This is a genomic window from Pseudomonas sp. W15Feb34, assembly GCF_023127765.1.
In the GTDB taxonomy this organism is placed as follows: domain Bacteria; phylum Pseudomonadota; class Gammaproteobacteria; order Pseudomonadales; family Pseudomonadaceae; genus Aquipseudomonas; species Aquipseudomonas synxantha_A.
In genome coordinates, this window is record NZ_SPKN01000033.1 from 64,256 (window position 1) to 89,558 (window position 25,303).

Here is a 25,303-nt window from a genome sequence, read left to right on the forward strand (position 1 = left end):
ACCAGGGATGAAGAATGAACACGCTCATCCGCCATGCACTGGGAGGCGTGCTGCTGGTCAGCGTCAGTGGCTGCGCCCAAAACCAGACCTTGTCCCCACCTCCGGGCGGCGAACAGGTCAGTATTACAGTGAAGGTCCCCCCGAATCTCGCAGCAGACCCGATGCGGGTGATGTATCGCTCTGAGAGATGCCCGATCAAACGCTCAGGGCCGGACTGGTCCAGTTATGAGGAGGATGGCTATCTGTCTACCACGGTCCAGCCGCAGCAGCAGGGGCAGAGCGACGTGTACGAGGCAAAGCTAGCGATCAATGGCGGCAGCCGATGTCAGTGGCAGTTGAGTAATGTGACCTTTGGTGTCACCTATGCCAACACAACGCACTTCGGGCCGGACGTTAAAGCCAGCCCAGGGGGGGGAGGGATTATTGTGATGTTCGATCAGCGTCTGCCACAGCGACGCTCTGCTTTTGCAGCGACGCACGAAGTCAGCGGCGACGTGTTGATTCGTAAGGACTACTACCCCAGAGTTAGTGAGTATTTTCTTGGTAGGCATGAAAAACTCGCTCGGCTGCTCGGTGAGGGCGAAACCTATTCATATTACCGCGCCCCAAACGCACGAAAGGTAGCATTCGAACCCCAGTTACATGCCGACTATGTTCTGTATTCGGTGGAGCCTAAGGTGCATAAAGTGGGTGATTACACCCAGATTACCTACCCCGATGGCAGTGTTACTGCGGATGGCAATAAACCGGACTTTGAAAAGGTGCAAGCCATTCGTCTTGGACAATCGCAATGAACCTCGAAGTTCTAGGCTCATTGCCTGCCACCAGGGATGAAGAATGAACACGCTCATCCGCCATGCACTGGGAGGCGTGCTGCTGGTCAGCGTCAGTGGATGCGCACAGAACACGACCTTGTCCCCACCTCCGGGCGGCGAACAGGTCAGCATTACAGTGAAGGTCCCTCCAAACCTCGCAGCGGACCCGATGCGGGTGATGTACCGCTCTGAGAAATGCCCGATCAAACGCTCAGGGCCGGACTGGTCCAGTTATGAGGAGGACGGCTACCTGTCTACTACGGTCCAGCCGCAGCAGCAGGGGCAGAGCGACGTATACGAGGTAAAGCTAGCCATCAATGGCGGCAGCCGATGCCAGTGGCAACTGAGTAATGTGACCTTTGGTGTCACTTACGCCAACACAACGCACTTCGGGCCGGACGTTAAAGCCAGCCCAGGGGGGGGGAGGGATTATCGTGATGTTCGATCAGCGCCTGCCACAACAACGCTCTGCTTTTGCCGCGACGCACGAAGTCAGCGGTGATGTGTTAATCAAGAAGGACTACTAGCCCAGAGTTAGTGAGCATTTCCTTGGTGGGCATGAAAAACTCGCTCGGCTGCTCGGTGGGGGCGAAACCTATTCGTATTACCGCGCCCCAAATGCACGAAAGGTAGCATTCGAACCCCAGTTACATGCCGACTACGTGCTGTATTCGGTGGGGCCGAAGGTGAAAATGGATGGAAATTATACCCGCTATACCTACCCCGATGGCAGCGTGACGGCCGATGGCTTTGACCCAAGCTTCAAAAGACTGCAAGCCATTCGTCTGGGTAAGTCACAATGAGGGCTCCATGAATGAATCCCACCTCCGTGTAGGCATTGGTGGAAGTGCAGCGCCTCCCGATTTTCATTTGCAGATAGCATGAGCCAGCCGTACTTTACCCCACCTGTTTTTTACGGGCAGTGGTCAATGGTCGACATACGCGGCGCTGTAACTTGAGAGGCTCACAACATTCCGGTCGGCTGTCAGGCCGCCATCACGCCCTGAGCCCGTCCGTCAGGCAGGTACCAAAAAGGCGGCCTTGAGCAATTGGCGGGTGTAGGCATGTTGTGGGTCGGCAAAAATCGCCTTGGCATCGCCTTGCTCCACCACCTGGCCTTGCTTGACCACCATCAGTTGGTGGCTGAGCGCCTTCACCACCGCCAGGTCATGGCTGATAAACAGGTACGTCAGGTTGTACTTTGCCTGCAAGCCGCGCAGCAACTCAACCACCTGGCGTTGTACCGTGCGGTCCAGGGCGGAGGTGGGCTCGTCCAGCAAAATCAGGCGCGGCTTGAGCACCAGGGCGCGGGCGATGGCGATACGTTGGCGTTGGCCACCGGAGAATTCGTGGGGGTAGCGATGACGGGATTCGGGGTCCAGGCCCACTTCCCTGAGCGCTGCGATAATCGCTGCTTCCTGCTCGTCAGGCGTGCCCATCTTGTGGATGCGCAAGCCCTCGCCGACGATTTCGCTGACGCACATTCGCGGGCTCAGGCTGCCGAATGGGTCCTGGAACACCACCTGCATTTCCCGGCGCAACGGGCGCACCTGTTGCTGGGTAAGCGTGTCCAGTTGCTGGCCTTCGAAGCGTATCCCGCCCTTGCTGCCGATCAGGCGCAAAATCGCCAGGCCCAGGGTGGACTTGCCCGAGCCACTTTCACCGACGATGCCCAGGGTTTGCCCCTGGGGCAGGCTGAAATTGATGCCGTCCACCGCCTTGACGTAATCCACGGTGTTGCGCAAAAAGCCTTTCTTGATCGGGAACCAGACTTTCAGGTCGTCTACTTCCAGCAACGGTGGGCCGACCTCATTGCCGGCCGGCCCGCCGCTGGGCTCTGCTGCCAATAATTCCTGGGTATAGGGGTGCTGGGGCGACCGGAACAATGTCTCGCACTCGGCCTGCTCCACGATGCAACCTTGCTGCATCACGCACACGCGATGGGCGATGCGTCGCACCAGGTTGAGGTCGTGGCTGATCAGCAACAGCGCCATGCCCAGCCGCGCCTGCAACTCCTTGAGCAACTCCAGGATCTTCAACTGCACGGTGACATCCAGGGCCGTGGTCGGCTCATCGGCGATCAGCAGCTCCGGCTCATTGGCCAACGCCATGGCGATCATCACCCGCTGGCGCTGGCCGCCGGACAATTCGTGGGGCAGCGCCTTGAGGCGTTTGTGCGGTTCGGGGATGCCCACCAGCTCCAGCAATTCCAGGGTGCGCCGGGTGGCGACCTTGCCCGTCAGGCCCTTGTGCAGGCCGAGGACTTCGTTGATCTGCTTCTCGATGGAGTGCAGCGGGTTCAACGAGGTCATCGGCTCCTGGAAGATCATTGCAATGCGGTTGCCGCGAATATGCCGCAGGGTCTTTTCTTTAAGGGTCAGCAGGTCTTGCCCGGCGTATTCGATAGTGCCGGACGGGTGCCGCGCCAACGGGTAGGGCAGCAGCCGCAGGATCGAGTGGGCCGTTACCGACTTTCCGGAGCCGCTTTCGCCGACCAGCGCCAGGGTCTCACCCCGCTTGATGTCAAAGCTCACCTGGTTGACCACGCGGTGGTGATGTTCACCGGTGACAAACTCGACACTGAGGTCACGGATTTCGATCAGATTGTCCGGATTCATCTCATTTCCTCGGGTCGAACGCATCGCGAGCGGACTCGCCGATAAACACCAGCAGGCTCAACATGATCGCCAGTACGGCAAAGGCACTCATGCCCAGCCACGGCGCTTGCAGGTTGGATTTACCCTGGGCCACCAGTTCACCCAGCGACGGCGAACCCGCCGGCAGGCCGAAGCCAAGGAAATCCAGGGCGGTGAGGGTGCCGATGGCGCCGGTAAGGATGAATGGCAGAAAGGTCATGGTCGAGACCATCGCATTGGGCAGGATATGGCGGAACATGATCGCGCCGTTCTGCATGCCCAGCGCCCGTGCTGCGCGCACGTACTCAAGGTTGCGCCCGCGCAGGAACTCGGCGCGCACCACATCCACCAGGCTCATCCAGGAAAACAGCAGCATGATCCCCAGCAGCCACCAGAAGTTGGGTTGCACGAAACTGGCGAGGATGATCAGCAGGTAGAGCACCGGCAGCCCCGACCAGATCTCCAGAAAGCGCTGCCCGGCCAGGTCGACCCAGCCGCCATAGAACCCCTGCAACGCGCCGGCAATCACGCCGATGATCGAGCTGAGCACGGTCAGGGTCAGAGCAAACAGCACCGATACGCGAAAGCCGTAGATCACCCGCGCCAGCACGTCACGCCCCTGGTCATCGGTACCCAGCAGGTTGACGCTTGAAGGGGGCGCGGGGGCGGGGACCTTCAGGTCGTAGTTGATGCTCTGGTAGCTGAACGGGATCGGCGCCCACAAGGTCCAGGCATCCTTGGCCTTGAGCAGCTCCTGGATATACGGGCTCTTGTAGTTGGCTTCCAGGGGGAATTCGCCGCCGAAGGTGGTCTCGGGGTAGCGCTTGAGCGCCGGGAAATACCAGTCGCCGTCGTAATGCACGGCCAGGGGTTTGTCGTTGGCGATCAGCTCGGCGCCCAGGCTCAGCCCGAACAGGATCAGGAACAGCCACAGCGACCACCAGCCACGTTTGTTGGCCTTGAACCGCTCGAACCGGCGGCGATTGAGGGGGGACAGGTTCATCTCAATGCTCCCGGCTGGCGAAGTCGATACGCGGATCGACCAGGGTATAGGTGAGGTCACCGATCAGTTTCACGACCAGCCCCAGCAGGGTGAAGATAAACAGCGTGCCGAATACCACCGGATAGTCGCGGTTGATTGCCGCTTCAAAGCTCATCAGGCCCAGGCCGTCGAGGGAGAAGATCACCTCCACCAGCAGCGAGCCGGTAAAGAAGATGCCGATGAACGCCGAGGGGAAGCCGGCGATCACCAGCAGCATCGCATTGCGGAAGACGTGGCCGTAGAGCACGCGGTGGTTGGTCAGCCCTTTGGCCTTGGCAGTGACCACGTATTGCTTGTTGATCTCGTCGAGAAAGCTGTTCTTGGTCAGCAGGGTCATGGTCGCGAAGTTGCCGATCACCAGTGCGGTGACAGGCAGCGCCAAGTGCCAGAAGTAATCGAGGATCTTGCCGCCAACGCTCAACTCGTCGAAGTTGTTGGAGGTCAGCCCGCGCAAGGGGAACCAGTCGAAATAACTGCCGCCGGCAAACACCACGATCAGCAAGATCGCAAACAGGAACGCCGGAATCGCATAACCCACGATGATGGCCGAGCTGGTCCACACATCGAAGTGGCTGCCGTGTCGCGTGGCCTTGGCGATCCCCAGCGGAATCGACACCAGGTACATGATCAGGGTGCTCCATAACCCGAGAGAGATGGACACCGGCATCTTTTCCTTGATCAGGTCGATGACCTTGGCGTCACGAAAAAAACTGTCGCCAAAATCCAGCCGGGCGTAGTTCTTGACCATGATCCACAAGCGTTCCGGCGCCGACTTGTCGAAGCCGTACATCTTTTCGATTTCCTTGATCAGCGCCGGGTCCAGGCCCTGGGCGCCACGGTAGCTGGAGCCGGCCACCGCAACTTCGGCCCCGCCCCCGGCAATACGGCTGGTGGCGCCGTCGAAGCCTTCCAGCTTGGCGATCATCTGCTCCACCGGCCCGCCGGGGGCGGCCTGGATGATGACGAAATTGATCAGCAAAATCCCGAACAGCGTGGGAATGATCAGCAACAGGCGGCGAACAATATAGGCCAGCATTCAATCGCCTCCGCTCGCCGCATCGGCGTTTTGTGTGGTGTCCAGGGAGACCGCCGGTTTGACATCGGGTTTGGCCCACCAGGTGGCCGTGCCCACGTCGTAGCGTGGCGAGACTTTGGGATGACCCAAGTGGTCCCAGTACGCCACGCGGAAGGTCTTGATGTGCCAGTTGGGCACCACGTAGTAACCAAACTGGAGTACGCGGTCGAGCGCCCTGGCGTGGGCAATCAGGCTTTGGCGCGAGCCGGCATCGATCAGCTCTTCGACCAGTTGGTCAACGGCCGGATCCTTGAGGCCCATGTAGTTACGGCTGCCGGGTTTGTCGGCGCTGGACGACTTCCAGAATTCGCGCTGCTCGTTACCGGGCGAGGTGGACTGTGGGAAGCTGCCCACCAGCATGTCGAAATCCCGTGAGCGCAGGCGGTTGACGAACTGCGAGACATCCACTCGGCGAATCACCAGGTCGATGCCCAGGTCGGACAGGTTGCGCTTGAACGGCAGCAGGATGCGTTCGAATTCGGTCTGGGCCAGCAGGAATTCAATAGTCACCGGTTTGCCGGTGCTGTCGACCATCTTGTCATCGACAATCTTCCAGCCGGCAGCTTGCAACAGCTGGTAAGCCTCGCGCTGCTGGGTGCGGATCATGCCGCTGCCATCGGTTTTGGAAGGTTCGAAGGCCTGAGTGAAGACTTCGGGCGGGATCTTGTCGCGCAAAGGCTCAAGGATCGCCAGTTCATCCGGGCCAGGTAAACCGGTGGCGGCCATTTCCGAGTTTTCGAAATAGCTGCGGGTTCGGGTGTACGCGCCGTTGAACAGCTGCTTGTTGCTCCATTCGAAATCCAGTAGCAGGCTGATCGCCTTGCGCACCCGCACATCCTGGAACATCGGCTTGCGCATATTGAACACAAAGCCCTGCATACCGGTGGGGTTGCCGTTGGGGATCTCTTCCTTGATCAGTCGGCCCTGGGTCACCGCTGGAATGTTGTAGGCGTTGGCCCAGTTCTTTGCGCTGAACTCCAGCCAGTAATCGAATTGCCCGGCCTTCAAGGCTTCCAGGGACACGGTGCTGTCACGGTAGTAATCCGTGATGCGAGTGTCGAAATTGTAGAAACCCTTGTTGACCGGCAGGTCCTTGGCCCAGTAGTCCTTGACCCGCTCGTAGCGAATCATGCGTCCGGGCTTGACCTCCGCCACCTGGTACGGCCCGCTGCCCAGGGGCGCTTCCAGGTTGCCCTTGGAGAAGTCGCGAGTCGCCCACCAGTGCTTGGGCAGCACTGGCAACTGCCCGAGTATCAGCGGCAATTCGCGGTTGTTGGTGCGCTTGAACTTGAACAGCACACGCAACGGGTCTTCGGCCACCACCTCGTCGACATCGGCGTAGTAGTTGCGGTAAAGCGGGTTACCGTCCTTGATCAGGGTCTGGAAGGTAAACACCACGTCCTCGGCGCGCATCGGATGGCCATCGTGGAAGCGCGCTTCGGGGCGCAGGTAGAAACGCACCCAACTGTTGTCCGGGGCTTTTTCGATCTTGCCCGCCACCAGCCCGTATTCGGTAATGGGCTCGTCCAGGCTTTGCATGGCCAGGGTGTCGTAGATCAACGGAAGGTTATCCGCCGGCACGCCCTTGCTGATGTAGGGGTTGAGGCTGTCGAAGCCGCCCATGGCCGATTCGCGGAAGGTGCCGCCTTTGGGGGCGTCGGGGTTGACGTAGTCGAAATGCTTGAAGTCGGCGGGGTACTTGGGGGGCTCGTTGTAGAGGGTCAGCGCGTGTTGCGGGGCGGCTTGGGCCGCGGTGCACAGCAACAGGCTGGCGAGCAGGGTAGTACGCAAAGGCATCATTGGGCTTTCTCCGAAGCTTTCAGCCACCACGCACTCAGGCCCAGGCTATAGGGCGGTGTGGTAACGAAGGCGAACCGGTTGCGGTACGCCAGGCGATGATAGTTGAGGTACCAGTTGGGAATGCTGTAGTGCTGCCACAGCAGCACGCGGTCCAGGGCGCGGCCGGCCGCCAGTTGTTCTTCTCGGGTCTGCGCCGCCAGCAGTTGATCCAACAGATGGTCGACCACCGGCTTGGCGATGCCGGCGTAGTTCTTGCTGCCTTTGATCGTGGCCTGGCTGGAGTGAAAGTACTGCCACTGCTCCAGACCCGGGCTTAGGGTCTGGTTGAGAGTCATCAGAATCATGTCGAAATCGAATTGATCGAGGCGCTGTTTGTACTGTGCCCGGTCGACGGTGCGCAAGCGGGCGTCGATGCCGATGCGGGTCAGATTTTCGACATAAGGTTGCAGGATGCGCTCAAGGTTCGGGTTGACCAACAGGATCTCCAGGCGCAGCGGTTGCCCATCCTTGTTGAGCAGGCGTTGGCCCGACAGTTTCCAGCCGGCTTCGCCAAGCAGTGCCAGGGCGCGACGCAGCGTGTCGCGGGGGATACCGCGACCGTCGGTCTGCGGCAGGCTGAACGGCTGGGTAAACAGTGCGGCCGGCAGTTGGTCGCGATAGGGCGAGAGCATCAGCCACTCATGGCCCACGGGCAGGCCGGTGGCCGAGAATTCGCTGTTGGGGTAATAGCTCACCGAACGCTTGTAGGCGCTGCTGAACAGGGTGCGGTTGGTCCACTCGAAGTCGAACATCAACCCCAGGGCTTCGCGGACCTTGGCCTGGCTGAAGGCGGGCCGCCGGGTATTCATGAACAGGCCCTGGCTCTGGGTGGGGATCTGGTGGGCAATCTGCGCCTTGATCACATCGCCACGATTGACCGCGGGGAAGTTGTAGCCCGTGGCCCAGTTCTTGGCCTGATGCTCGATATAAATGTCGAATTCACCAGCCTTGAAGGCTTCAAAAGCCACGTCGCTGTCGCGATAGAACTCCACCTCGACCTTGTCGTAGTTGTAGAAGCCTCGGTTGACCGGCAGGTCCTTGCCCCAGTAATTCTTGACCCGTTCAAACACCAACTGCCGCCCAGGGGCGACCTTGGTGATGCGGTATGGCCCGCTGCCCAGCGGCGGCTCGAAGGTGGTGGCCTTGAAGTCACGGTCCTTCCAATAGTGTTGGGGCAGCACCGGCAATTCGCCCAGGCGCAGGATCAGCAACGGGTTGCCCGCACGCTTGAATACAAAACGGATGCGGTGGCGGTTGAGAATATCGACCCGGGCCACTTCCTGCAGGCTCGTACGGTATTGCGGATGGCCTTCGGTCAACAGCGTGCGATAGGAAAACGCCACGTCTGCGGCGGTGATCGGCTTACCGTCGTGAAAGCGCGCTTCGGGGCGCAGGTTGAACACCACCCAACTGCGGTCCTCGCTGTATTCCACCGACTGGGCAATCAGGCCATAGCTGGAAGTGGGCTCGTCGCCCGACGGCGCGTACTGGCCGGTGCCGACCATCAAGGGTTCGTTCAGCTCATTGACGCCGTATTGCAGGAAATTGCCGGTGGAAACCGGGCTGGTGCCCTTGAAGGTATAGGGGTTGAGCGTGTCGAACGTGCCAAAGGCCATAACCCGCAGCGTGCCGCCTTTGGGCGCTGCAGGGTTTACCCAATCGTAATGGGTGAATTTGGCCGGGTACTTGAGTGAGCCGAACTGCGCGTAACCGTGGCTCTCGGTAATCGTCGCGTTCGCAGCAAAGCTCAAGGCCAGACTTGTTAGTAGAAGGAGAGGACGCTTCAAGTCAGAGATCCGATCCAGGCGGCTTGGGCTTTATGATCGGTACAGTAACAGCTTGTTCCGGTTGGAAAAAGCCAGTTAGGGCGATGGCGATCCAATGTGGGAGGGGGCTTGCTCCCGATAGCGGCATGTCAGCCAATACATAGGCTGACTGACCCACTGCTATCGGGAGCAAGCCCCCTCCCACATTAGCCTCCGGTGTTCTTGAGGGCTTTATCTTGGCCCGGAAACCACCAGCATCTGCCCTGGCTTTAACGCCTGGCCGGTGCGCGGGTTCCAACGCTTGAGATGTTGCATCTCAACGTTGAAACGCTTGGCGACCATGTACAACGAGTCGCCTTTCTTGACCTTGTACTGCACCGGTTTTTTCGCTGCGGCCTTGCGGGTGTCCTGCATCACCAGGGTCTGGCCGACCTTGAGTGCCTGGCCGTTGAGCTTGTTCCAGCGTTGCAGGTCATGCACGTCGACCTTGTTGGCCTTGGCGATCAAGGTAAGGTTATCGCCACTGCGCACCTTGTAGCTGCGGGTACGCCCGGCCACCGACTTGGTCTCGACTTCGTCGAACACCGGCTTCTTGGGGCGCATGCTCAGCAATTCTTCCGGCTTCATCGTCGAAAGGGTGCTGGTGAGCAGCTGCGCCTTGGAGGTCGGCACCAGCAAATGCTGGGGGCCGTCCAGGGTGGTGCGTTGTTTCAGGGCCGGGTTGAGCTGGAACAGTTCGTCTTCGTCGATCTCGGCCAACGCGGCAACCCGTGACAGGTCCATGCTTTGCTTGACTTCAACCACTTCGAAGTACGGCGTGTTGGCAATCGGGTTCAGGTTGACACCGTAGGCCTCCGGCGCCAGAACCACCTGGGACAGGGCCAGGAACTTGGGCACATAGTCCTTGGTTTCCTGGGGCAGGGGCAGGTTCCAGTAATCGGTAGGCAGGCCGAGCTTTTCGTTGCGCTCGATCGCCCGGCTGACCGTACCTTCGCCGGCGTTATAAGCCGCCAATGCCAGCAGCCAGTCGCCGTTGAACATGTCATGCAGACGTGTCAGATAGTCCAGGGCGGCGGTGGTGGAGGCGGTAATGTCGCGGCGGCCGTCGTAGGCACGGGTCTGGCGCAGGTTGAAGTAGCGCCCGGTGGAGGGAATGAACTGCCACAAGCCGACCGCATCGCTGCGCGAATAAGCCATCGGGTTGTAGGCACTTTCAATCACTGGCAGCAGTGCCAGCTCCAGAGGCATGTTGCGTTCTTCAAGGCGTTCGACGATGTAATGAATGTAGAGGCTGCCGCGTTCACCGGCGTTCTCCAGAAAGGACGGGTTGCTGGCGAACCACAGACGCTGTTGCTCGATGCGTGGGTTGACGCCGACACCGTCCTGCAATTGAAAGCCCCGACGCATGCGTTCCCAGACATCCTGGGGTACTTCGGGGCTGGGCTTCTCTGATAGCCAAATAGGTTTTTGCTTGATCTTGGCAGCAAGATTGGGTTTGGGTTGCACGGTGGATTGTGCAGCGTAATTGGTCGATTGGCAGCCCGCCAGAGTTGCGGAAACGGCCACCGCCACGGCTTGAGCCAGGCGGGTCAATGCGTCTGAAGAAATGGATTTACGAATAGATGACGACATTGGCTGGAAGTAAGTTCCGGGCAAAAATGTCGGGCGATTCTAGAAAGCGCTTTGGTTCCGGTCAACCATTCAGAAATTACGTATCAGATTGCATCCTCTTAGAACTTATCTTTCCAAGCCCTCAAGCTAGCAAACACCTCGGCCCCAGAGCGGTTGTCGTGGCCGCTCCGTTCGTCCGCTTTTTGTTTAACGGATGTTTCAGCGGTGCGCAAAAAGGGATTCGTGAGTTTTTCCAGCGCCAGGCTCGAAGGCAGCGTGATCTCGCCACGGGCGCGAAGTTGGGCAACATTTTCCACCCGTTCGGCGATATCGATGTTGTCCGGTTCAACGGCCTGGGCAAACTTGAGGTTGCTTTGTGTGTATTCATGGGTGCAGTACACAAGTGTATCGGCAGGCAGGGCGGCCAGGCGCTGCAGGGAGGCATGCATCTGCTCAGGCGTGCCCTCGAACAGGCGGCCGCAACCGGCAGCGAACAGCGTATCGCCACACAACAACACGCCCTGATGGTAAAAGGCGATATGCCCCAGCGTGTGCCCCGGCACGGCGTACACGTCGAAGTCCCAGCCCAGCACGTTGATGCGGTCATTGTCGTGCAGGGCTACATCCCGCGCCGGAATCTTTTCATTGGCCGGGCCGTAGACCTTGGCGCCGGTGGTATTTTTCAGTTGCTCGACACCGCCCACATGATCATGGTGATGGTGGGTGACCAGAATGTCGCTGAGGGTCCACTCGGTGTTCTGCTTGAGCCAGGCCAGCACCGGCGCGGCATCGCCGGGGTCGACCACGGCGCAGCGCAGGGTGGAAGGGTCTTGTAACAACCAGATGTAGTTGTCGGTGAAGGCGGGTAGGGCACTGATCTGTATCATTCTTCGATTCGCCAAGCTGAACACATTGGTGCATCTTAGAACGTCTAGGCGAGTTGGAGAATGCAATGACTGATAAAGCGTTCGCCCAGGCCGATCCTGAGTGGCTGGCCCTGATCAGCGCGGCCCGCGAATGGTTGTCCGGGCCGATTGGACAATTTCTGCTGGACGAAGAGCGGCGTATGCTCGACGACGAGCTGGGCCGGTTCTTTGGCGGCTATCTGGTGCATTACGGCCCCTCGGCCCAGACGCCGCCTTCGGCGCCCCAGGTGCAACGCAATGTTCGCCTGGGCGCGCCGCTGCCGGGGGTGGAAATCGTCTGTGAGGAACAGGCCTGGCCCTTGAGCGAGCACGCCGCTGATGTGGTGGTGCTGCAGCATGGCCTGGATTTCTGCCTGTCGCCCCATGGGTTGCTGCGCGAAGCCGCGAGCAGCGTGCGCCCAGGTGGCCATTTGCTGATTGTCGGTATCAACCCCTGGAGCAGCTGGGGCTTGCGCCGTGTGTTCGCCCGTGATGGCCTGCGTCAGGCGCGCTGCATCTCGCCATCGCGGGTGGGAGACTGGCTGAACCTGCTGGGCTTTGCGCTGGAGAAACGTCGCTTCGGGTGCTATCGTCCGCCGCTTGCGACAGCCAAGTGGCAGGGCCGCCTGGCGGGCTGGGAACGCCGTGCGGGTGCCTGGCAATTATCCGGCGGCGGCTTCTATCTACTGGTAGCGCGCAAGATCGTGGTCGGGTTGCGGCCGGTGCGTCAGGTTGCGCGCCAGCCCATTGGCAAGCTCGTGCCGATGCCGATGGCCAAGGTCAACCGCAAGCAAAGCGAACGCTGAACCCTTTTTTGATTTCAGGCCGGTTTGTCCGGCCTCGGGATACTGTCGGTCGATTACCGCCAGCCCGTTTTGATGGATACAACCGATGACCGATAGCGTAGAACTCTTCACCGATGGCGCCTGCAAGGGCAATCCCGGCCCTGGCGGTTGGGGCGCCTTGCTGGTGTGCAAGGGCGTGGAGAAGGAACTGTGGGGCGGTGAAGCCAACACCACCAATAACCGCATGGAGCTGATGGGCGCTATTCGTGGCCTGGAAGAACTCAAGCGGCGCTGCAACGTGCTGCTGGTGACCGACTCGCAATACGTGATGAAGGGCATCAACGAGTGGATGGTCAACTGGAAGAAGCGCGGTTGGAAGACGGCGGCCAAGGAGCCGGTCAAGAATGCTGACTTGTGGCAGTTGCTCGACGAGCAATGCAACCGTCACGACATCACCTGGAAATGGGTGCGTGGGCACATCGGCCACCCTGGCAACGAACGCGCCGACCAGTTGGCCAATCGTGGCGTGGATGAAGTGCGCGGCTACAAGCAGAGCTGAATCAGCTCACGTGTTAACATCGCGCCCTTTGATTCACCACATCACATTGCACACCACACCGTTGAGAGCTGAACCCTGATGGCCATCCGATCTGTTGTACTCGATACCGAAACCACCGGCATGCCGGTGACCGATGGTCACCGGATCATCGAAATCGGTTGCGTCGAACTGATGGGGCGCCGGCTGACCGGCCGCCACTTCCACGTTTACCTGCAACCGGACCGTGACAGTGACGAAGGCGCGATCGGCGTCCACGGCATCACCGATGAATTCCTCAAGGGCAAGCCACGCTTTGCTGAAGTCGCTGATGAGTTCTTCGAGTTCATCAACGGCGCCCAGTTGATCATCCATAACGCGGCGTTCGACATCGGCTTCATCAACAACGAATTTGCCCTGATGGGGCAGACGGACCGTGCGGACATTTCCCAGCACTGCACGATCCTCGATACCTTGATGATGGCCCGTGAGCGTCACCCGGGCCAACGCAACAGCCTGGATGCCTTGTGCAAGCGTTATGGTGTCGATAACTCCGGCCGTGAACTGCACGGCGCCTTGCTCGACTCCGAGATCCTGGCCGACGTTTACCTGACCATGACCGGCGGGCAAACCAGCCTGTCCCTGGCTGGTAATGCCTCTGATGGCAGCGGCTCGGCAGAAGGCTCCGGCAATCGCCCTTCGGAAATCCGCCGCCTGCCGGCCGATCGCAAGCCTACGCCGATCATCCGCGCCAGCGAGCAGGACCTGGCCGAGCACGTGGCGCGGTTGGAAGCGATTGCCAAGGCGGCGGGTGCGCCGGCGTTGTGGACTCAATTGACACAACAATAAGCACGGGGCAGTGCAGTTGATCTTGATGGGCTGCCAAATCTTCATTCGCCACATTCGCTTCCAGCTTCTACCCTGAGTGCAAAGCCCTCCGGAGTAAGAGCGCTCATGTACAAAGACCTCAAGTTCCCTATTCTTATCGTGCACCGTGACATCAAGGCCGACACCGTTGCCGGTGACCGGGTTCGAGGCATCGCCAGGGAGTTGGAACAAGAGGGCTTCAGTATATTTTCTGCGGTGGACTACGCCGAAGGGCGGTTGGTGGCTTCCACCCATCACGGTTTGGCGTGCATGTTGATCGCAGCAGAAGGCGCCGGGGAAAATACCCACCTGCTGCAAAACATGGTCGAGCTGATCCGCCTGGCGCGGGTGAGGGCACCCAACCTGCCGATCTTTGCCCTGGGTGAGCAAGTCACCCTGGAAAACGCGCCGGCCGATGCGATGAGCGAGCTTAACCAGCTACGCGGCATTCTTTATCTGTTCGAAGACACCGTGCCGTTCCTGGCGCGCCAGGTCGCCCGCTCTGCACGCACTTACCTGGACGGCCTGTTACCGCCGTTCTTCAAGGCCTTGGTGCAGCACACCGCCGATTCCAATTATTCCTGGCACACCCCTGGCCATGGCGGTGGCGTGGCGTATCGTAAAAGCCCGGTGGGGCAGGCGTTTCACCAGTTCTTCGGGGAGAACACCCTGCGCTCGGACTTGTCTGTTTCTGTCCCTGAACTGGGCTCGCTGCTCGATCATACCGGGCCCCTGGCCGAAGCCGAGGCCCGCGCCGCGCGCAACTTTGGCGCCGACCATACGTTCTTCGTCATCAATGGCACCTCCACCGCCAACAAGATCGTCTGGCATTCCATGGTCGGTCGCGACGACCTGGTGTTGGTGGACCGCAACTGCCACAAATCGGTGTTGCACTCGATCATCATGACCGGCGCTATCCCGCTGTACCTGTGCCCGGAGCGCAACGAACTGGGGATCATCGGCCCGATCCCCCTGAGCGAATTCAGCCCCGAGTCAATCCGCGCCAAGATCGACGCCAGTCCGTTGGCATATGGCCGGCCACCCAAGGTGAAGCTGGCGGTGGTGACCAATTCCACCTACGACGGCCTGTGCTACAACGCCGAACTGATCAAGCAGCAATTGGGTAATAGCGTAGAGGTGCTGCACTTCGATGAAGCCTGGTATGCCTATGCGGCATTTCACGAGTTTTTCGCCGGGCGCTATGGCATGGGCACCTCGCGCACACCGGACAGCCCGCTGGTATTTACCACCCACTCCACCCACAAACTGCTGGCCGCATTCAGCCAGGCATCGATGATTCATGTGCAGGATGGCGGCGCACGGCAGCTGGACCGTGACCGTTTCAACGAAGCCTTCATGATGCACATCTCGACTTCACCGCAATACAGCATCATCGCTTCGCTGGATGTCGCTTCGGCGATGATGGAAGGCCCCGCCGGGCGCTCGCTGTTGCAGGAAATGTTCGACGAGGCCCTGAGTTTCCGCCGCGCGCTGGCCAATCTGCGCCAGCATATTGCTGCCGAGGATTGGTGGTTTTCGATCTGGCAGCCACAATCGGTGGCGGGTATCGACCGCGTTGCCACGGCGGACTGGCTATTGCATCCCCAGGATGATTGGCACGGCTTTGGCGATGTGGCTGAAGATTATGTCTTGCTGGACCCGATCAAAGTCACCCTGGTGATGCCTGGCCTCAATGCAGGTGGCGCCTTGAGCGATTGTGGGATTCCCGCCGCGGTGGTCAGCAAGTTTCTCTGGGAGCGTGGCCTGGTGGTGGAAAAAACCGGGCTTTATTCGTTCCTCGTGTTGTTTTCCATGGGGATCACCAAAGGCAAGTGGAGCACCTTGCTCACCGAGTTGCTGGAGTTCAAGCGCAGTTACGATGCCAACGTCAGCCTGGCCAGTTGTTTGCCCTCGGTGTACGCCCAGGGGCCGGTACGTTATCAGGGCTTGGGCCTGCGCGATCTTTGCGACCAGTTGCACAGCTGTTACCGTAGCAACGCCACCGCCAAGCATCTTAAACGCATGTACACGGTATTGCCGCAGATCGCGATGAACCCCGCCGATGCCTACGACCAACTGGTCAGAGGCGAAGTTGAAGCGGTATCCATCGATGCCTTGCCAGGACGCATCGCAGCCGTAATGCTGGTGCCTTATCCACCGGGCATTCCATTGATCATGCCCGGCGAGCGCTTTACCGAATCAACGCGGTCAATCATCGACTACCTGGCATTTGCCCGCACGTTCGATAGCAGTTTCCCCGGTTTTGTCGCCGATGTTCATGGGCTGCAACACGAAGATGACGGCAGTGGCCGTCGTTACACCGTCGATTGCATCAAGGGTTAAGAATGTTTATGCAGCAAGCTGTGATGAACCCGAAGTACCCAGGGCTCAGTGTGCGCGTCGCCGACGAAGGCTTCGACGCATACGTATGGGGCAATGACTTCAGCTTCGAGGTCAGCGCCTATGGCATACCGCAGATGGGCCAGCGCGTCGAGCAATGGCCGGTTGAGCGCGTCCTGCCGTATCGCAAATGCTATGGCATCGACCCGGAAGAGTTCGCCAGCTTTCGCGATGCCGCCGACAGTGCGATCTTCATGGCCTACCTGGATGACCGTGCGGTAGGGCACATTGTGGTCAGCACCAACTGGAACGGTTTTGCGCATGTTGATGAGTTGGCCGTGGTGTTGCCGGCGCGACGCCATGGCGTGGCCAAGGCGCTGCTGGATGTGGCGCAGTTCTGGGCGCGCAAGAAAAACCTACCGGGCATGATGCTGGAAACCCAGAACAATAATCTGGGTGCCTGCCGCCTGTATGAGCGCTGCGGGTACGTGATGGGCGGGATAGACCAACTGCGTTATCGCGGGATTGATCCACAAACACGCGAGGTGGCGATTTTCTGGTATCGGTTGTTCAAGACCGAGGTGGAAGCAGTCTGAACTCGCTTCTACAAGGGTTTGGTGTCGTTGCAAGCCAGGCTTTCGGCTTTCTGGGTGACTATTTCCAGCAGCGCATTCAAGGCTGGTGATGTCGCACCGTCCTTCAGGGTCAGTGCATAGAGGCTGACCAGTATGGGGGGCGACACCGGGCATACATCCAGCCCGGCCTCCCTTGCACCAAAGGCGGTAAAGGGGTCGACAATCGCCAAGCCTTCTCCGGCCTCGACCATGCTGCGCATCATCTGGTACGTCTGCACCCGCGTTTGCACCACCGGCAGCGGGCGCAGGGCTTGCAGCTTGGCATCCAGCAGGCGGCTGAGCGGGTCATGCCCCTCAAGCCCGATCAGCGACTGCCCGGCCAGGTCTTGCAGCGCAATGTACTTCTGCCTGGGTTTGAGCCAGCCATGGGGCGCGAGCAATTGCAGCTTGCCCTGGGCCAGCACCGTGCTTTGGATTTGCGCATGTTCCGGGTCATGCAGGCTCAGGCCCACATCCGCTTCGTGCAGCAGCAGGCTCCTGACGATCTCCCGGGTCGGCTGGCTCGACAGATTGCACGGCGTATCCTGGAAACGTCTGCGCAGCATGGCGATGCTTTGCGGCAACAGCTGGTTGGCCAGTGGCGGGGGGCAAAGGGCACGCAGGGTTGGAGCGTGATGGTGTTTCAAACGGCTGGCCAATCGCTGTACTGGCTCAAAGGCTTCGTACAGTTGGGCAATGTGCGTCTGCAACTCCAGCGTTTCCCGTGTTGCCTGGAGCCGACCGCGCACGCTGGCAAACAGCATGAACCCCAGCTGCAACTCGGCGTCCTTCAGGATTGCGTCTACTTCACCCACAGAGAGTTGCAACCATTCGGCGGCCGTGCCCAGGTGTCCGGTTTGCAAGATGGCCTGAATCACTTCGATATGACGTAAACGCATGGCCGGAGTCTATGTGCAGCGCGATGGGTATTCAATGGTGCAAGCCCTCAGGCGCAAAAAAGACTGCGCGGGTCGCCCCGGCCTATGGCGCTCGGCCATGACCTCATTAGAATGGTGCGTCTGATCAGCAACGACCAATGCCGGCTTGCCGGTACTTACAACAAAAAACAGGTCTGGTCTCAAATGCCTCTACCCTCGACGTTCTTCGGGGTGACGGCCAAGCAACTCGTGGTTCTTGTGACCGTGGGATGCGTGGCGGCTTACCTCTTCAACGACCCCACGGAACACCCATCCGAAGGCCTTGCACTTGAAACGTTCATCCGTTCCCAGGAAAAAGTGAACGAGCAGGTCGGCACTGTGTTGGCGGTTACCTTGATCAAGCAAGTGGAGGCGTACCCCGCGTCCAACCGGTCGGGCTACAAGCGCTCGATGTACGCGGTGGAGGGGGAGAGAGGGCAACTGGTGGTGACGCTCAAACAAAGTGAGCAGGGCATCGAAGTGACGCAGATCCGCAGTCCTTGATGGCCCCGGCCCAGTCAACGCCATCGATGGCCAGGACTGAGCGGGTGTACAAACGGGGAGCCTTATGATGCCAGGGTAGTTTTCGATTCGCGGACGAGAATGGTCCCCGACTGGATCAGTTTGAATTCATCGCCTTCCAGTTTCTCTACACGGTCGCCAATGGCCAGCTTGTAGGTGGTGGTGGGCGTCGAGCCAGCCAGGTCGCCTTGCGCCGGGTTGGATTCCTGGAACTCATGCACCGAATATACGCGGCCTTCCGCGTCTCTGGCATGGAACTGTCCGACTAGTACTGCTGCCATCTGTTTAGAACCTCTGGAGATAAACGCTCGATTTGCGGTTCTGTAGACCGTCAGGGAGCGGGGTAGTTTACCTATAAGAAAAAAAAACTATTCGCTGATATTTTCAGACACTTCCTACGCAGGTTACTGCAAGGAAAACGCCCCGGTAATCATCGAAACCCTCTGGTGAACACGCCGCTAAGCCTTTATAACTACAAGCTCCTTTATTCAGAAGTCGGGAAACCTCAATGAGCAAGGTCTACACGATTGCCGTCCTGGTGGGCAGCTTGAGAAAAGCGTCGATCAACCGCAAGGTCGCCCTGGCCTTGGCCGAGCTGGCGCCTGCCAATCTCAAGTTGAACATTGTTGAAATCGGCGACTTGCCGCTCTACAACGAGGACATCGACGGTGCAACACCGCCCGCAGCCTACAGTACTTTCCGCCAACAGGTGAGTTCATCCGACGCGGTGCTGTTCGTGACCCCGGAATACAACCGCTCCGTACCGGCAGCGTTGAAGAACGCTATCGACGTAGGTTCTCGTCCATATGGGCAAAGCGCCTGGAGCGGCAAGCCTGGTGCGATCATCAGTGTGTCGCCGGGTGCCATTGGTGGTTTCGGCGCCAATCATCACCTGCGCCAGTCACTGGTGTTCCTGGATGTGTGGTGCATGCAGCAGCCGGAAGCTTACCTGGGTGGGGCGGGCAGTGTGTTCGATGAGGCGGGCAAGGTGTCGGAAAAGACCAAACCATTCTTGCAAGCATTTATCGATGCCTACGGCAAATGGGTAGAAAAACAGAAGGCTTGATCGGGCAATGCGCTCAGGTGTGGGAGGAGCAAGCCCCTCCCACCTTTTCGTTTAACGCAGCCAGTTGGTCCGGGCCAGTTCAATCACCTCATCCCCGCGCCCACTCATCACCGCTTTGAGCATATACAAGCTGAACCCTTTGGCCTGTTCCAGCTTGATACTTGGCGGCATCACCAGTTCCTGAGTGGCGGTCACCACGTCTACCAGCACCGGGCCATCATGGGCCAATGCGCGGCGCAAAGCCGGCTCGAGGTCTTCGGATTGCTCCACGCGAATCCCCAGGATGCCCATGGCATTGGACATGGCCGCGAAGTCCGGGTTTTTCAGCTCGGTGCCAGTGTCCAGGTACCCGGCAGCCTTCATTTCCATGGCCACAAACCCCAGGGACGAGTTATTGAACACAATGAGTTTGACCGGCAGATTCAACTGCGCCAGTGAAATGAAATCCCCCATCAACATGGTAAACCCGCCATCGCCCGACATTGAAATCACCTGGCGCCCAGGGAATGCCGCCTGGGCGCCGATGGCCTGGGGCATGGCGTTGGCCATAGAGCCATGATTGAACGAGCCGATCAGCCGGCGTTTGCCATTCATCTTCAAATAACGCGCCGCCCACACCGTGGGTGAGCCGACGTCGGCGGTGAAGATCGCATCATCGTCGGCCAGCTCGCTGAGCAAGCGTGCGACGTACTGGGGGTGGATCGGTCGATTCGCCTTGGAGGGTTGCGCCAAGTCGTCCAGCCCCTGACGGGCCTTCTCGTAGTGCTTCAACGAGGTCTCAAGAAAGCTGCGATCGGTCTTGCGGGTCAGGCGCGGCAGCAGGGCATCGATGGTCTCCCTGACATCGGCGGCGATGCCCAGATCCAGCGTGGCGCGTCGTCCCAGGGCTTGCGGGTCGCGATCAACCTGAATGATCTTGGCATCGGTGGGGTAGAACTGGCGGTAGGGGAAGTCGGTGCCGAGCATGATCAAAGTGTCGCAGTCGAGCATGGCATGGTAACCGGAACTGAAACCGATCAGGCCGGTCATGCCCACGTCAAACGGGTTATCCCACTCCACATGTTCCTTGCCGCGCAACGCGTGCACCACCGGCGCGCCGAGCGCATCGGCCAGCGCTACGACTTGGTCGTGGGCACCGGCACAGCCGCTGCCGCACAGCAGGGTGACCTTTTCACTGCCCTGAAGGATCTCGCTGAGGCGTTGCAAGTCCTGCTCAGCCGGTAAGGTGCGCGGTGCGTGCAGAGCTGGCCAGGGCTTGAGTTTATCTTCCACTTCAAGCAACGACACATCCCCCGGAATCACCACCACCGCTACGCCGCGGTTGAGGATTGCCGAGCGCATGGCACGGTGCAGTACCTGGGGCATCTGCTCGGGGTTGCTCACCAGCTCGATGAAATGGCTGCACTCCTTGAACAGTTCCTGGGGATGGGTTTCCTGGAAATAGTTGAGGCCGATCTCCGACGACGGAATTTGCGCAGCAATCGCCAGCACCGGCACATGGTTGCGATGGCAGTCGAACAAACCATTGATCAAATGCAGGTTGCCCGGCCCGCAACTGCCGGCACACACCGTCAACTCCCCCGTGGCGGCGGCTTCGGCACCGGCGGCAAAGGCGGCGACTTCTTCGTGGCGCACATGCATCCACTCGATACTGTCCATGCTGCGCAGTGCGTCGGTCAGGCCATTGAGACTGTCACCGGTCAGGCCCCAGATGCGCTTGATACCCGCCTGTTCAAGGGTGGTCGCCAGTTGCTGGGCCAGGTTGATTTTCGCCATAAGGAACTCCAGTCGTCAGTGAGGTTAAAAACTGCTGATCAGTAGAGGACAGTTCGATTACAGCGAATGCTCACCCTATAGTGTGAAGATTGCTTCATGGCCACGCGGTATTGGCGGGGGCGCCGGGGGGTGAACCACTGGTCACGTACCAGCGCAATGCACGGGGCGACGTTGGCCTTGGTCTGCCCACCCAAATTTGCAGAGCCAAGCAGAACCAAATGTGGGAGGGGGCTTGCTCCCGATAGCGGTGGATCAGGCAACGAATCTGTTGACTGGTACTCCGTCATCGGGGGTAAGCCCCCTCCCACATTTTGATACTCAGCGTCGACGGAACAGCGGCAGCGGCTCGTCAGTGGCCGCCTGATAGGTCACCGAGAAATCCTTGAGGCTTTCCAGCGCTTCGTACGGGTCTTTGTCGGCGCGCAAGGCGAAGGCATCGAACCCGCAGCGGTGCAGGTAGAACAACTGGTCACGCAGCACATCGCCAATCGCCCGCAGTTCGCCCTTGTAGCCATAACGGTCACGTAGCAGGCGGGCGTTCGAGTAGTTGCGGCCATCGGTGAACGCCGGGAAGTTCAGGGCGATGACCTGGAAGTGTTCCACGTCGTCACCGATTTCCTCGGCTTCTTCATCGGCGTCCAGCCACACGCCCAGGCCGCCATCACGGGCCTTGAGCGCATGGCCGTGTTCGCGCCACAGGGCCAGCGGCACGATCAGGTCGTCGCAGTTGGAGATGCCGTCGAAGCTCGCGTCCTTGGGCAGCAGGTGCCAGGTTTCGTCGACGACTTCGTTGTTCTTAATGATTCGCTGCATAGACGCGCTCCTTGAACAGGTCGATGCCAATGCGCTGGTAGGTGTCGATGAAACGTTCATCTTCGGTGCGCTGTTCGATGTAGACGTCGATCAGCTTGCCGATCACCTCGGGCATGGCTTCCTGGGCGAAGGATGGGCCAAGGATCTTGCCCAGGCTCGCATCGCGGCTGGCGCTGCCACCCAGGGACACTTGGTAGAATTCTTCGCCTTTCTTGTCCACGCCCAGGATGCCGATGTGGCCGACGTGGTGGTGACCACAGGCGTTCATGCAACCGGAGATGTTCAGGTCCAGCTCGCCGATGTCGAACAGGTAGTCCAGGTCGTCGAAACGGCGCTGGATGGATTCGGCAATCGGGATCGACTTGGCGTTGGCCAGGGAGCAGAAGTCGCCGCCCGGGCAGCAGATGATGTCGGTCAACAGGCCAATGTTCGGCGTGGCAAAACCGCCTTCGCGCAACTCGCCCCACAGGCTGAACAGCTGGCTTTGCTCGACGTCCGCAAGAATGATGTTCTGCTCGTGGGAGGTACGCAGTTGGCCAAAGCTGTAGCGCTCGGCCAGGTCGGCAACGGCGTCCAGCTGCTTGTCGGTGATATCGCCTGGGGCAACGCCGGTGGGCTTGAGCGACAGGGTCACCGCCACATAGCCTGGCTTCTTGTGCGCCAGGGTGTTGCGCGTGCGCCAGCGGGCGAAACCTGGGTGTTGCTGGTCAAGGGCGGCCAGTTCGGCGTCCTGGTTGCTCAGGGCTTTATATTCAGGATCGACAAAATGCTTGGCGACGCGGTGCACTTCGGCTTCGGTCAGGGTGGTCTGGCCGCCGCGCAGGTGTTCCATTTCGGCATCGACTTTCTGGGCAAACACCTCAGGGGTCAGCGCTTTGACCAGGATCTTGATCCGGGCTTTGTACTTGTTGTCACGACGGCCGTAGCGGTTGTAGACCCGCAGGATGGCGTCGAGGTAACTCAGCAGGTCCTGCCACGGCAGGAACTCGTTGATGAACGCGCCGACCACCGGGGTACGGCCCAATCCACCACCCACCAGCACGCGGAAACCCAGCTCACCGGCAGCGTTGTACACCGGCTCCAGGCCGATATCGTGCACTTCGATGGCGGCGCGGTCCGAGGTCGAGCCATTAATGGCGATCTTGAACTTGCGCGGCAGGTAGGCGAACTCAGGGTGGAAGGTAGTCCACTGGCGCACGATCTCGCACCACGGCCGTGGGTCGATCAACTCGTCGGCAGCGACGCCGGCAAACTGATCGGTGGTCACGTTGCGCAGGCAGTTACCGCTGGTCTGAATGGCGTGCATTTGCACAGTGGCCAGTTCAGCCAGGATGTCCGGCACGTCTTCCAGGGCCGGCCAGTTGAACTGCACATTCTGGCGGGTACTGATGTGGGCATAGCCTTTGTCGAAGTCGCGGGCAATCCTGGCCATCATTCGCGTCTGGCGCGAAGTCAGCTGGCCATAGGGCACGGCGACCCGCAGCATCGGCGCAAAGCGCTGAACATAAAGGCCATTTTGCAGGCGCAGAGGGCGGAACTCTTCTTCGCTCAGTTCACCTGCTAAGTAGCGTCGGGTCTGATCACGGAACTGCTTGACGCGGTCCTCGATGATGCGCTGATCGTATTCGTCGTATACGTACATATAGGTCCTGTTCTCGGCAAATCTGCGCGCACGGCCGCGCACTCCCAACGGAGCCGGCGCACGATACCAGTTTGCGTATATGCGCAAAAGTGATGTTTGGGTATATGTAAATAACCAAACTGACTAATGAGAACTGTTATCGCCATACCCACATTTGTCATAGGGGCAACTCTGGTCTTTACTGTGGTCGAGTCTTAGTGCCGTCACCTATAAAACTGACAAGAGGCGATGCAATGAGCAATTCCACCAAAGTCCGTAAACCTGACAGTACCGTGGATGCTTGGGCCATTCTGTTCCTGATCATCTTGGTGGTCGGGACGGCCGTGTTCTGGGTCAGCCACCAGTAAAAGAGCGTTGACTGAGCCTCGATTTGCTGTCGCATTGCCACTATTATGGCGATCAATATTCCAGGCTCGAAACAACCATGTTGAAGGTTCTGATTACGTGTATGTGGTTAGCAGGATCGACGTACGGGGCGATGGCCCGGGCGGCGTCGGTGGTTTTTCTTAACCCAGGCTCGTCCACGGAAACCTTTTGGGTCAGTTATGCGCAATTCATGCAGGCCGCCGCCAAGGACCTCGGCCTGGATTTGCGCGTGCGCTATTCCGAGCGGAACGCCGATAACACCCTGGCACAAGCCCGTGAGACGCTGCAAGGCAGTCAGCGGCCCGACTATCTGGTGCTGGTCAATGAGCAATATGTAGCCCCGCCGATCTTGCGCATGGCCCGGGGCAGTGGGGTCAAGCTACTGATTGTGAATAACGCACTGACCAGCGATCAGGTGCAATTGCTGGATGCCCATAAAGACGCTGAGTGGATCGGCAGCCTGGTGGCCGACGATGAGCAGGCCGGTTACCTGATGCTCATCGACCTGCTAGGCAACCATGCCCCGCTCGCGCCAGGGGCATCCCTTGAGCTGTTGGCGTTTTCCGGAGCCAAGAACACCCCGGCTGCGCAGTTGCGTGAAAAAGGTTTGCGCCGTGCGTTGGCCGAGCACCCCCAAGTGCGTCTGCGTCAGCTTGTCTACGGTGAGTGGAACCGCCAGCGTGCCTTTGAGCAGGCCACACTGTTATTCAAACGCTACCCGCAGGCCGCATTGGTGTGGTCGGCCAATGATGAAATGGCACTGGGTGCCATGCAGGCCCTGCAAGACAGCGGGCGGGTGCCGGGTAAAGACGTGTTGTTCAGTGCGCTCAATAGCTCGCCAGAAATCCTCAGGGCACGCTTGGATGGGCGCCTGAGTACCTTGGTGGCAGGGCACTTCACTTTGGGCGGATGGGCGATGGTGTTGATCAATGACCATGCCAAGGGTGTCGATATCGGCGCGACCGGCACGCGCGACCGTCAACAAGCATTGTTCCAACTGATCGATGCCGACCAGGCGCGACAGTTGCAGGCGTCGACGCCGTCGGTGGATTTTCGCGCACTGTCGGCCGTAGGCAAGCCGGCATCCTACCGGTACCCGTTCAGCCTGCAATTACTGCTGCGTTAAACCCCGGCCAAGTGCAGCACAAGCTTGACGATGCCGAACAACGTCAAGGCAAATACCGCCGTGAAAAGCAGGCCCAGGATCACAAAGTGGCTGGGCTTGCCGTGGGTAAAGTCACGGGTGCGGTTCTTGCCGCTCTGAACACCAAAGGCCGCTGCCAGGACGCTGTGGAGCATTTGCCAGAAGGTTGGCGGCTTGTTGTTGGCTGGATCGTTCATAAAACCCTCGTGCGCAAGGCTGTCTTACAG

At 59.6% G+C, this 25,303-nt stretch carries 23 protein-coding genes; 10 read left to right on the top strand and 13 right to left on the bottom strand.

Annotation, left to right across the window (positions count from 1 at the left end; translation table 11 throughout):
* The first annotated feature begins 14 nt into the window (after positions 1 to 14).
* On the top strand, positions 15 to 794 hold the full coding sequence (locus E4O97_RS16425; protein ID WP_248161754.1) for a hypothetical protein: 780 nt from the start codon (positions 15 to 17) through the stop codon (positions 792 to 794).
* Positions 795 to 837: 43 nt separating this feature from the next.
* Positions 838 to 1,317, top strand: coding sequence for a hypothetical protein (locus E4O97_RS16430; RefSeq protein WP_248161755.1), 480 nt, complete (start codon positions 838 to 840; stop codon positions 1,315 to 1,317).
* Positions 1,318 to 1,831: 514 nt separating this feature from the next.
* Here the strand turns inward: E4O97_RS16430 and E4O97_RS16435 are convergent.
* The 7 genes from E4O97_RS16435 to gloB all read right to left on the bottom strand — a co-directional run bounded on the left by E4O97_RS16435 (position 1,832) and on the right by gloB (position 11,671).
* Positions 1,832 to 3,433 carry an ABC transporter ATP-binding protein gene (locus E4O97_RS16435; protein WP_078821523.1) on the bottom strand — a complete coding sequence of 534 codons (1,602 nt, stop codon included), beginning with the start codon at positions 3,431 to 3,433 and terminating at the stop codon, positions 1,832 to 1,834.
* A 1-nt stretch (position 3,434) separates the two neighbouring features.
* Positions 3,435 to 4,454, bottom strand: a complete 1,020-nt coding sequence (locus E4O97_RS16440) for an ABC transporter permease (RefSeq protein WP_005788757.1) — start codon at positions 4,452 to 4,454, stop codon at positions 3,435 to 3,437.
* A 1-nt stretch (position 4,455) separates the two neighbouring features.
* Positions 4,456 to 5,529 carry a microcin C ABC transporter permease YejB gene (locus tag E4O97_RS16445; protein WP_005788756.1) on the bottom strand — a complete coding sequence of 358 codons (1,074 nt, stop codon included), beginning with the start codon at positions 5,527 to 5,529 and terminating at the stop codon, positions 4,456 to 4,458.
* Positions 5,530 to 7,368 carry an extracellular solute-binding protein gene (locus E4O97_RS16450; protein ID WP_248161756.1) on the bottom strand — a complete coding sequence of 613 codons (1,839 nt, stop codon included), beginning with the start codon at positions 7,366 to 7,368 and terminating at the stop codon, positions 5,530 to 5,532. It abuts the gene before it with no gap.
* Positions 7,365 to 9,194 carry an extracellular solute-binding protein gene (locus E4O97_RS16455; RefSeq protein WP_248161758.1) on the bottom strand — a complete coding sequence of 610 codons (1,830 nt, stop codon included), beginning with the start codon at positions 9,192 to 9,194 and terminating at the stop codon, positions 7,365 to 7,367. Before E4O97_RS16455 ends, E4O97_RS16450 begins: the two co-directional genes overlap by 4 nt.
* A 210-nt stretch (positions 9,195 to 9,404) precedes the next feature.
* The gene (locus E4O97_RS16460; RefSeq protein ID WP_216091547.1) at positions 9,405 to 10,805 is read right to left on the bottom strand and encodes a transglycosylase SLT domain-containing protein; all 1,401 of its coding nucleotides are present in this window, start codon (positions 10,803 to 10,805) and stop codon (positions 9,405 to 9,407) included.
* A 98-nt stretch (positions 10,806 to 10,903) separates the two neighbouring features.
* Entirely contained in the window at positions 10,904 to 11,671 is a 768-nt protein-coding gene (gene gloB / locus E4O97_RS16465) for a hydroxyacylglutathione hydrolase (protein WP_078821519.1), read from the bottom strand.
* 65 nt (positions 11,672 to 11,736) lie between these two features.
* Between gloB and E4O97_RS16470 the strand changes: the two genes are divergently transcribed.
* From E4O97_RS16470 to E4O97_RS16490, 5 genes are all read left to right on the top strand, one after another.
* Entirely contained in the window at positions 11,737 to 12,495 is a 759-nt protein-coding gene (locus tag E4O97_RS16470; RefSeq protein ID WP_032875979.1) for a methyltransferase domain-containing protein, read from the top strand.
* 85 nt (positions 12,496 to 12,580) lie between these two features.
* The gene (gene rnhA, locus E4O97_RS16475; protein ID WP_003173571.1) at positions 12,581 to 13,033 is read left to right on the top strand and encodes a ribonuclease HI; all 453 of its coding nucleotides are present in this window, start codon (positions 12,581 to 12,583) and stop codon (positions 13,031 to 13,033) included.
* Positions 13,034 to 13,117: 84 nt separating this feature from the next.
* Positions 13,118 to 13,858 (top strand): DNA polymerase III subunit epsilon, encoded by a 741-nt coding sequence (dnaQ, locus tag E4O97_RS16480; RefSeq protein WP_164699548.1) that lies wholly within the window; start codon positions 13,118 to 13,120, stop codon positions 13,856 to 13,858.
* A gap of 105 nt (positions 13,859 to 13,963) precedes the next feature.
* Positions 13,964 to 16,219: an Orn/Lys/Arg decarboxylase N-terminal domain-containing protein gene (locus E4O97_RS16485; RefSeq protein WP_248161760.1), complete on the top strand. Its 2,256-nt coding sequence runs from the start codon at positions 13,964 to 13,966 to the stop codon at positions 16,217 to 16,219.
* Between the two features lie 23 nt (positions 16,220 to 16,242).
* Positions 16,243 to 16,812 carry a GNAT family N-acetyltransferase gene (locus E4O97_RS16490; RefSeq protein ID WP_078821556.1) on the top strand — a complete coding sequence of 190 codons (570 nt, stop codon included), beginning with the start codon at positions 16,243 to 16,245 and terminating at the stop codon, positions 16,810 to 16,812.
* Positions 16,813 to 16,820: 8 nt separating this feature from the next.
* Here the strand turns inward: E4O97_RS16490 and E4O97_RS16495 are convergent, their stop codons facing one another.
* The gene (locus tag E4O97_RS16495; protein ID WP_248161762.1) at positions 16,821 to 17,729 is read right to left on the bottom strand and encodes a LysR substrate-binding domain-containing protein; all 909 of its coding nucleotides are present in this window, start codon (positions 17,727 to 17,729) and stop codon (positions 16,821 to 16,823) included.
* A gap of 183 nt (positions 17,730 to 17,912) precedes the next feature.
* Here E4O97_RS16495 and E4O97_RS16500 point away from each other — a divergent pair, with 183 nt between their 5' ends.
* Positions 17,913 to 18,251 (top strand): hypothetical protein, encoded by a 339-nt coding sequence (locus E4O97_RS16500; protein WP_032880976.1) that lies wholly within the window; start codon positions 17,913 to 17,915, stop codon positions 18,249 to 18,251.
* Positions 18,252 to 18,313: 62 nt separating this feature from the next.
* Here the strand turns inward: E4O97_RS16500 and E4O97_RS16505 are convergent, their stop codons facing one another.
* On the bottom strand, positions 18,314 to 18,550 hold the full coding sequence (locus E4O97_RS16505; RefSeq protein WP_032875971.1) for a hypothetical protein: 237 nt from the start codon (positions 18,548 to 18,550) through the stop codon (positions 18,314 to 18,316).
* Positions 18,551 to 18,777: 227 nt separating this feature from the next.
* Between E4O97_RS16505 and E4O97_RS16510 the strand changes: the two genes are divergently transcribed.
* Complete coding sequence (locus tag E4O97_RS16510; RefSeq protein ID WP_005788734.1) at positions 18,778 to 19,335, top strand: NAD(P)H-dependent oxidoreductase; 558 nt, start codon at positions 18,778 to 18,780, stop codon at positions 19,333 to 19,335.
* Between the two features lie 51 nt (positions 19,336 to 19,386).
* On the opposite strand, the gene poxB is transcribed toward E4O97_RS16510, so the two are convergent.
* From poxB to E4O97_RS16525, 3 genes are all read right to left on the bottom strand, one after another.
* The gene (poxB, locus tag E4O97_RS16515) at positions 19,387 to 21,111 is read right to left on the bottom strand and encodes a ubiquinone-dependent pyruvate dehydrogenase (protein WP_103734337.1); all 1,725 of its coding nucleotides are present in this window, start codon (positions 21,109 to 21,111) and stop codon (positions 19,387 to 19,389) included.
* Positions 21,112 to 21,429: 318 nt separating this feature from the next.
* Entirely contained in the window at positions 21,430 to 21,924 is a 495-nt protein-coding gene (locus E4O97_RS16520) for a DUF934 domain-containing protein (protein ID WP_005788729.1), read from the bottom strand.
* The gene (locus tag E4O97_RS16525; RefSeq protein WP_122734705.1) at positions 21,908 to 23,566 is read right to left on the bottom strand and encodes a nitrite/sulfite reductase; all 1,659 of its coding nucleotides are present in this window, start codon (positions 23,564 to 23,566) and stop codon (positions 21,908 to 21,910) included. Before E4O97_RS16525 ends, E4O97_RS16520 begins: the two co-directional genes overlap by 17 nt.
* A gap of 424 nt (positions 23,567 to 23,990) precedes the next feature.
* On the opposite strand from E4O97_RS16525, the gene E4O97_RS16530 reads away from it, so the two are divergent.
* The gene (locus E4O97_RS16530; protein ID WP_248161763.1) at positions 23,991 to 25,058 is read left to right on the top strand and encodes an ABC transporter substrate-binding protein; all 1,068 of its coding nucleotides are present in this window, start codon (positions 23,991 to 23,993) and stop codon (positions 25,056 to 25,058) included.
* Here E4O97_RS16530 and E4O97_RS16535 read toward each other — a convergent pair.
* A complete protein-coding gene (locus E4O97_RS16535) occupies positions 25,055 to 25,273 on the bottom strand; it encodes a DUF2970 domain-containing protein (RefSeq protein ID WP_032875959.1) in 219 nt (72 codons plus the stop codon). The genes E4O97_RS16530 and E4O97_RS16535 overlap by 4 nt on opposite strands.
* Positions 25,274 to 25,303 lie beyond the last annotated feature (30 nt).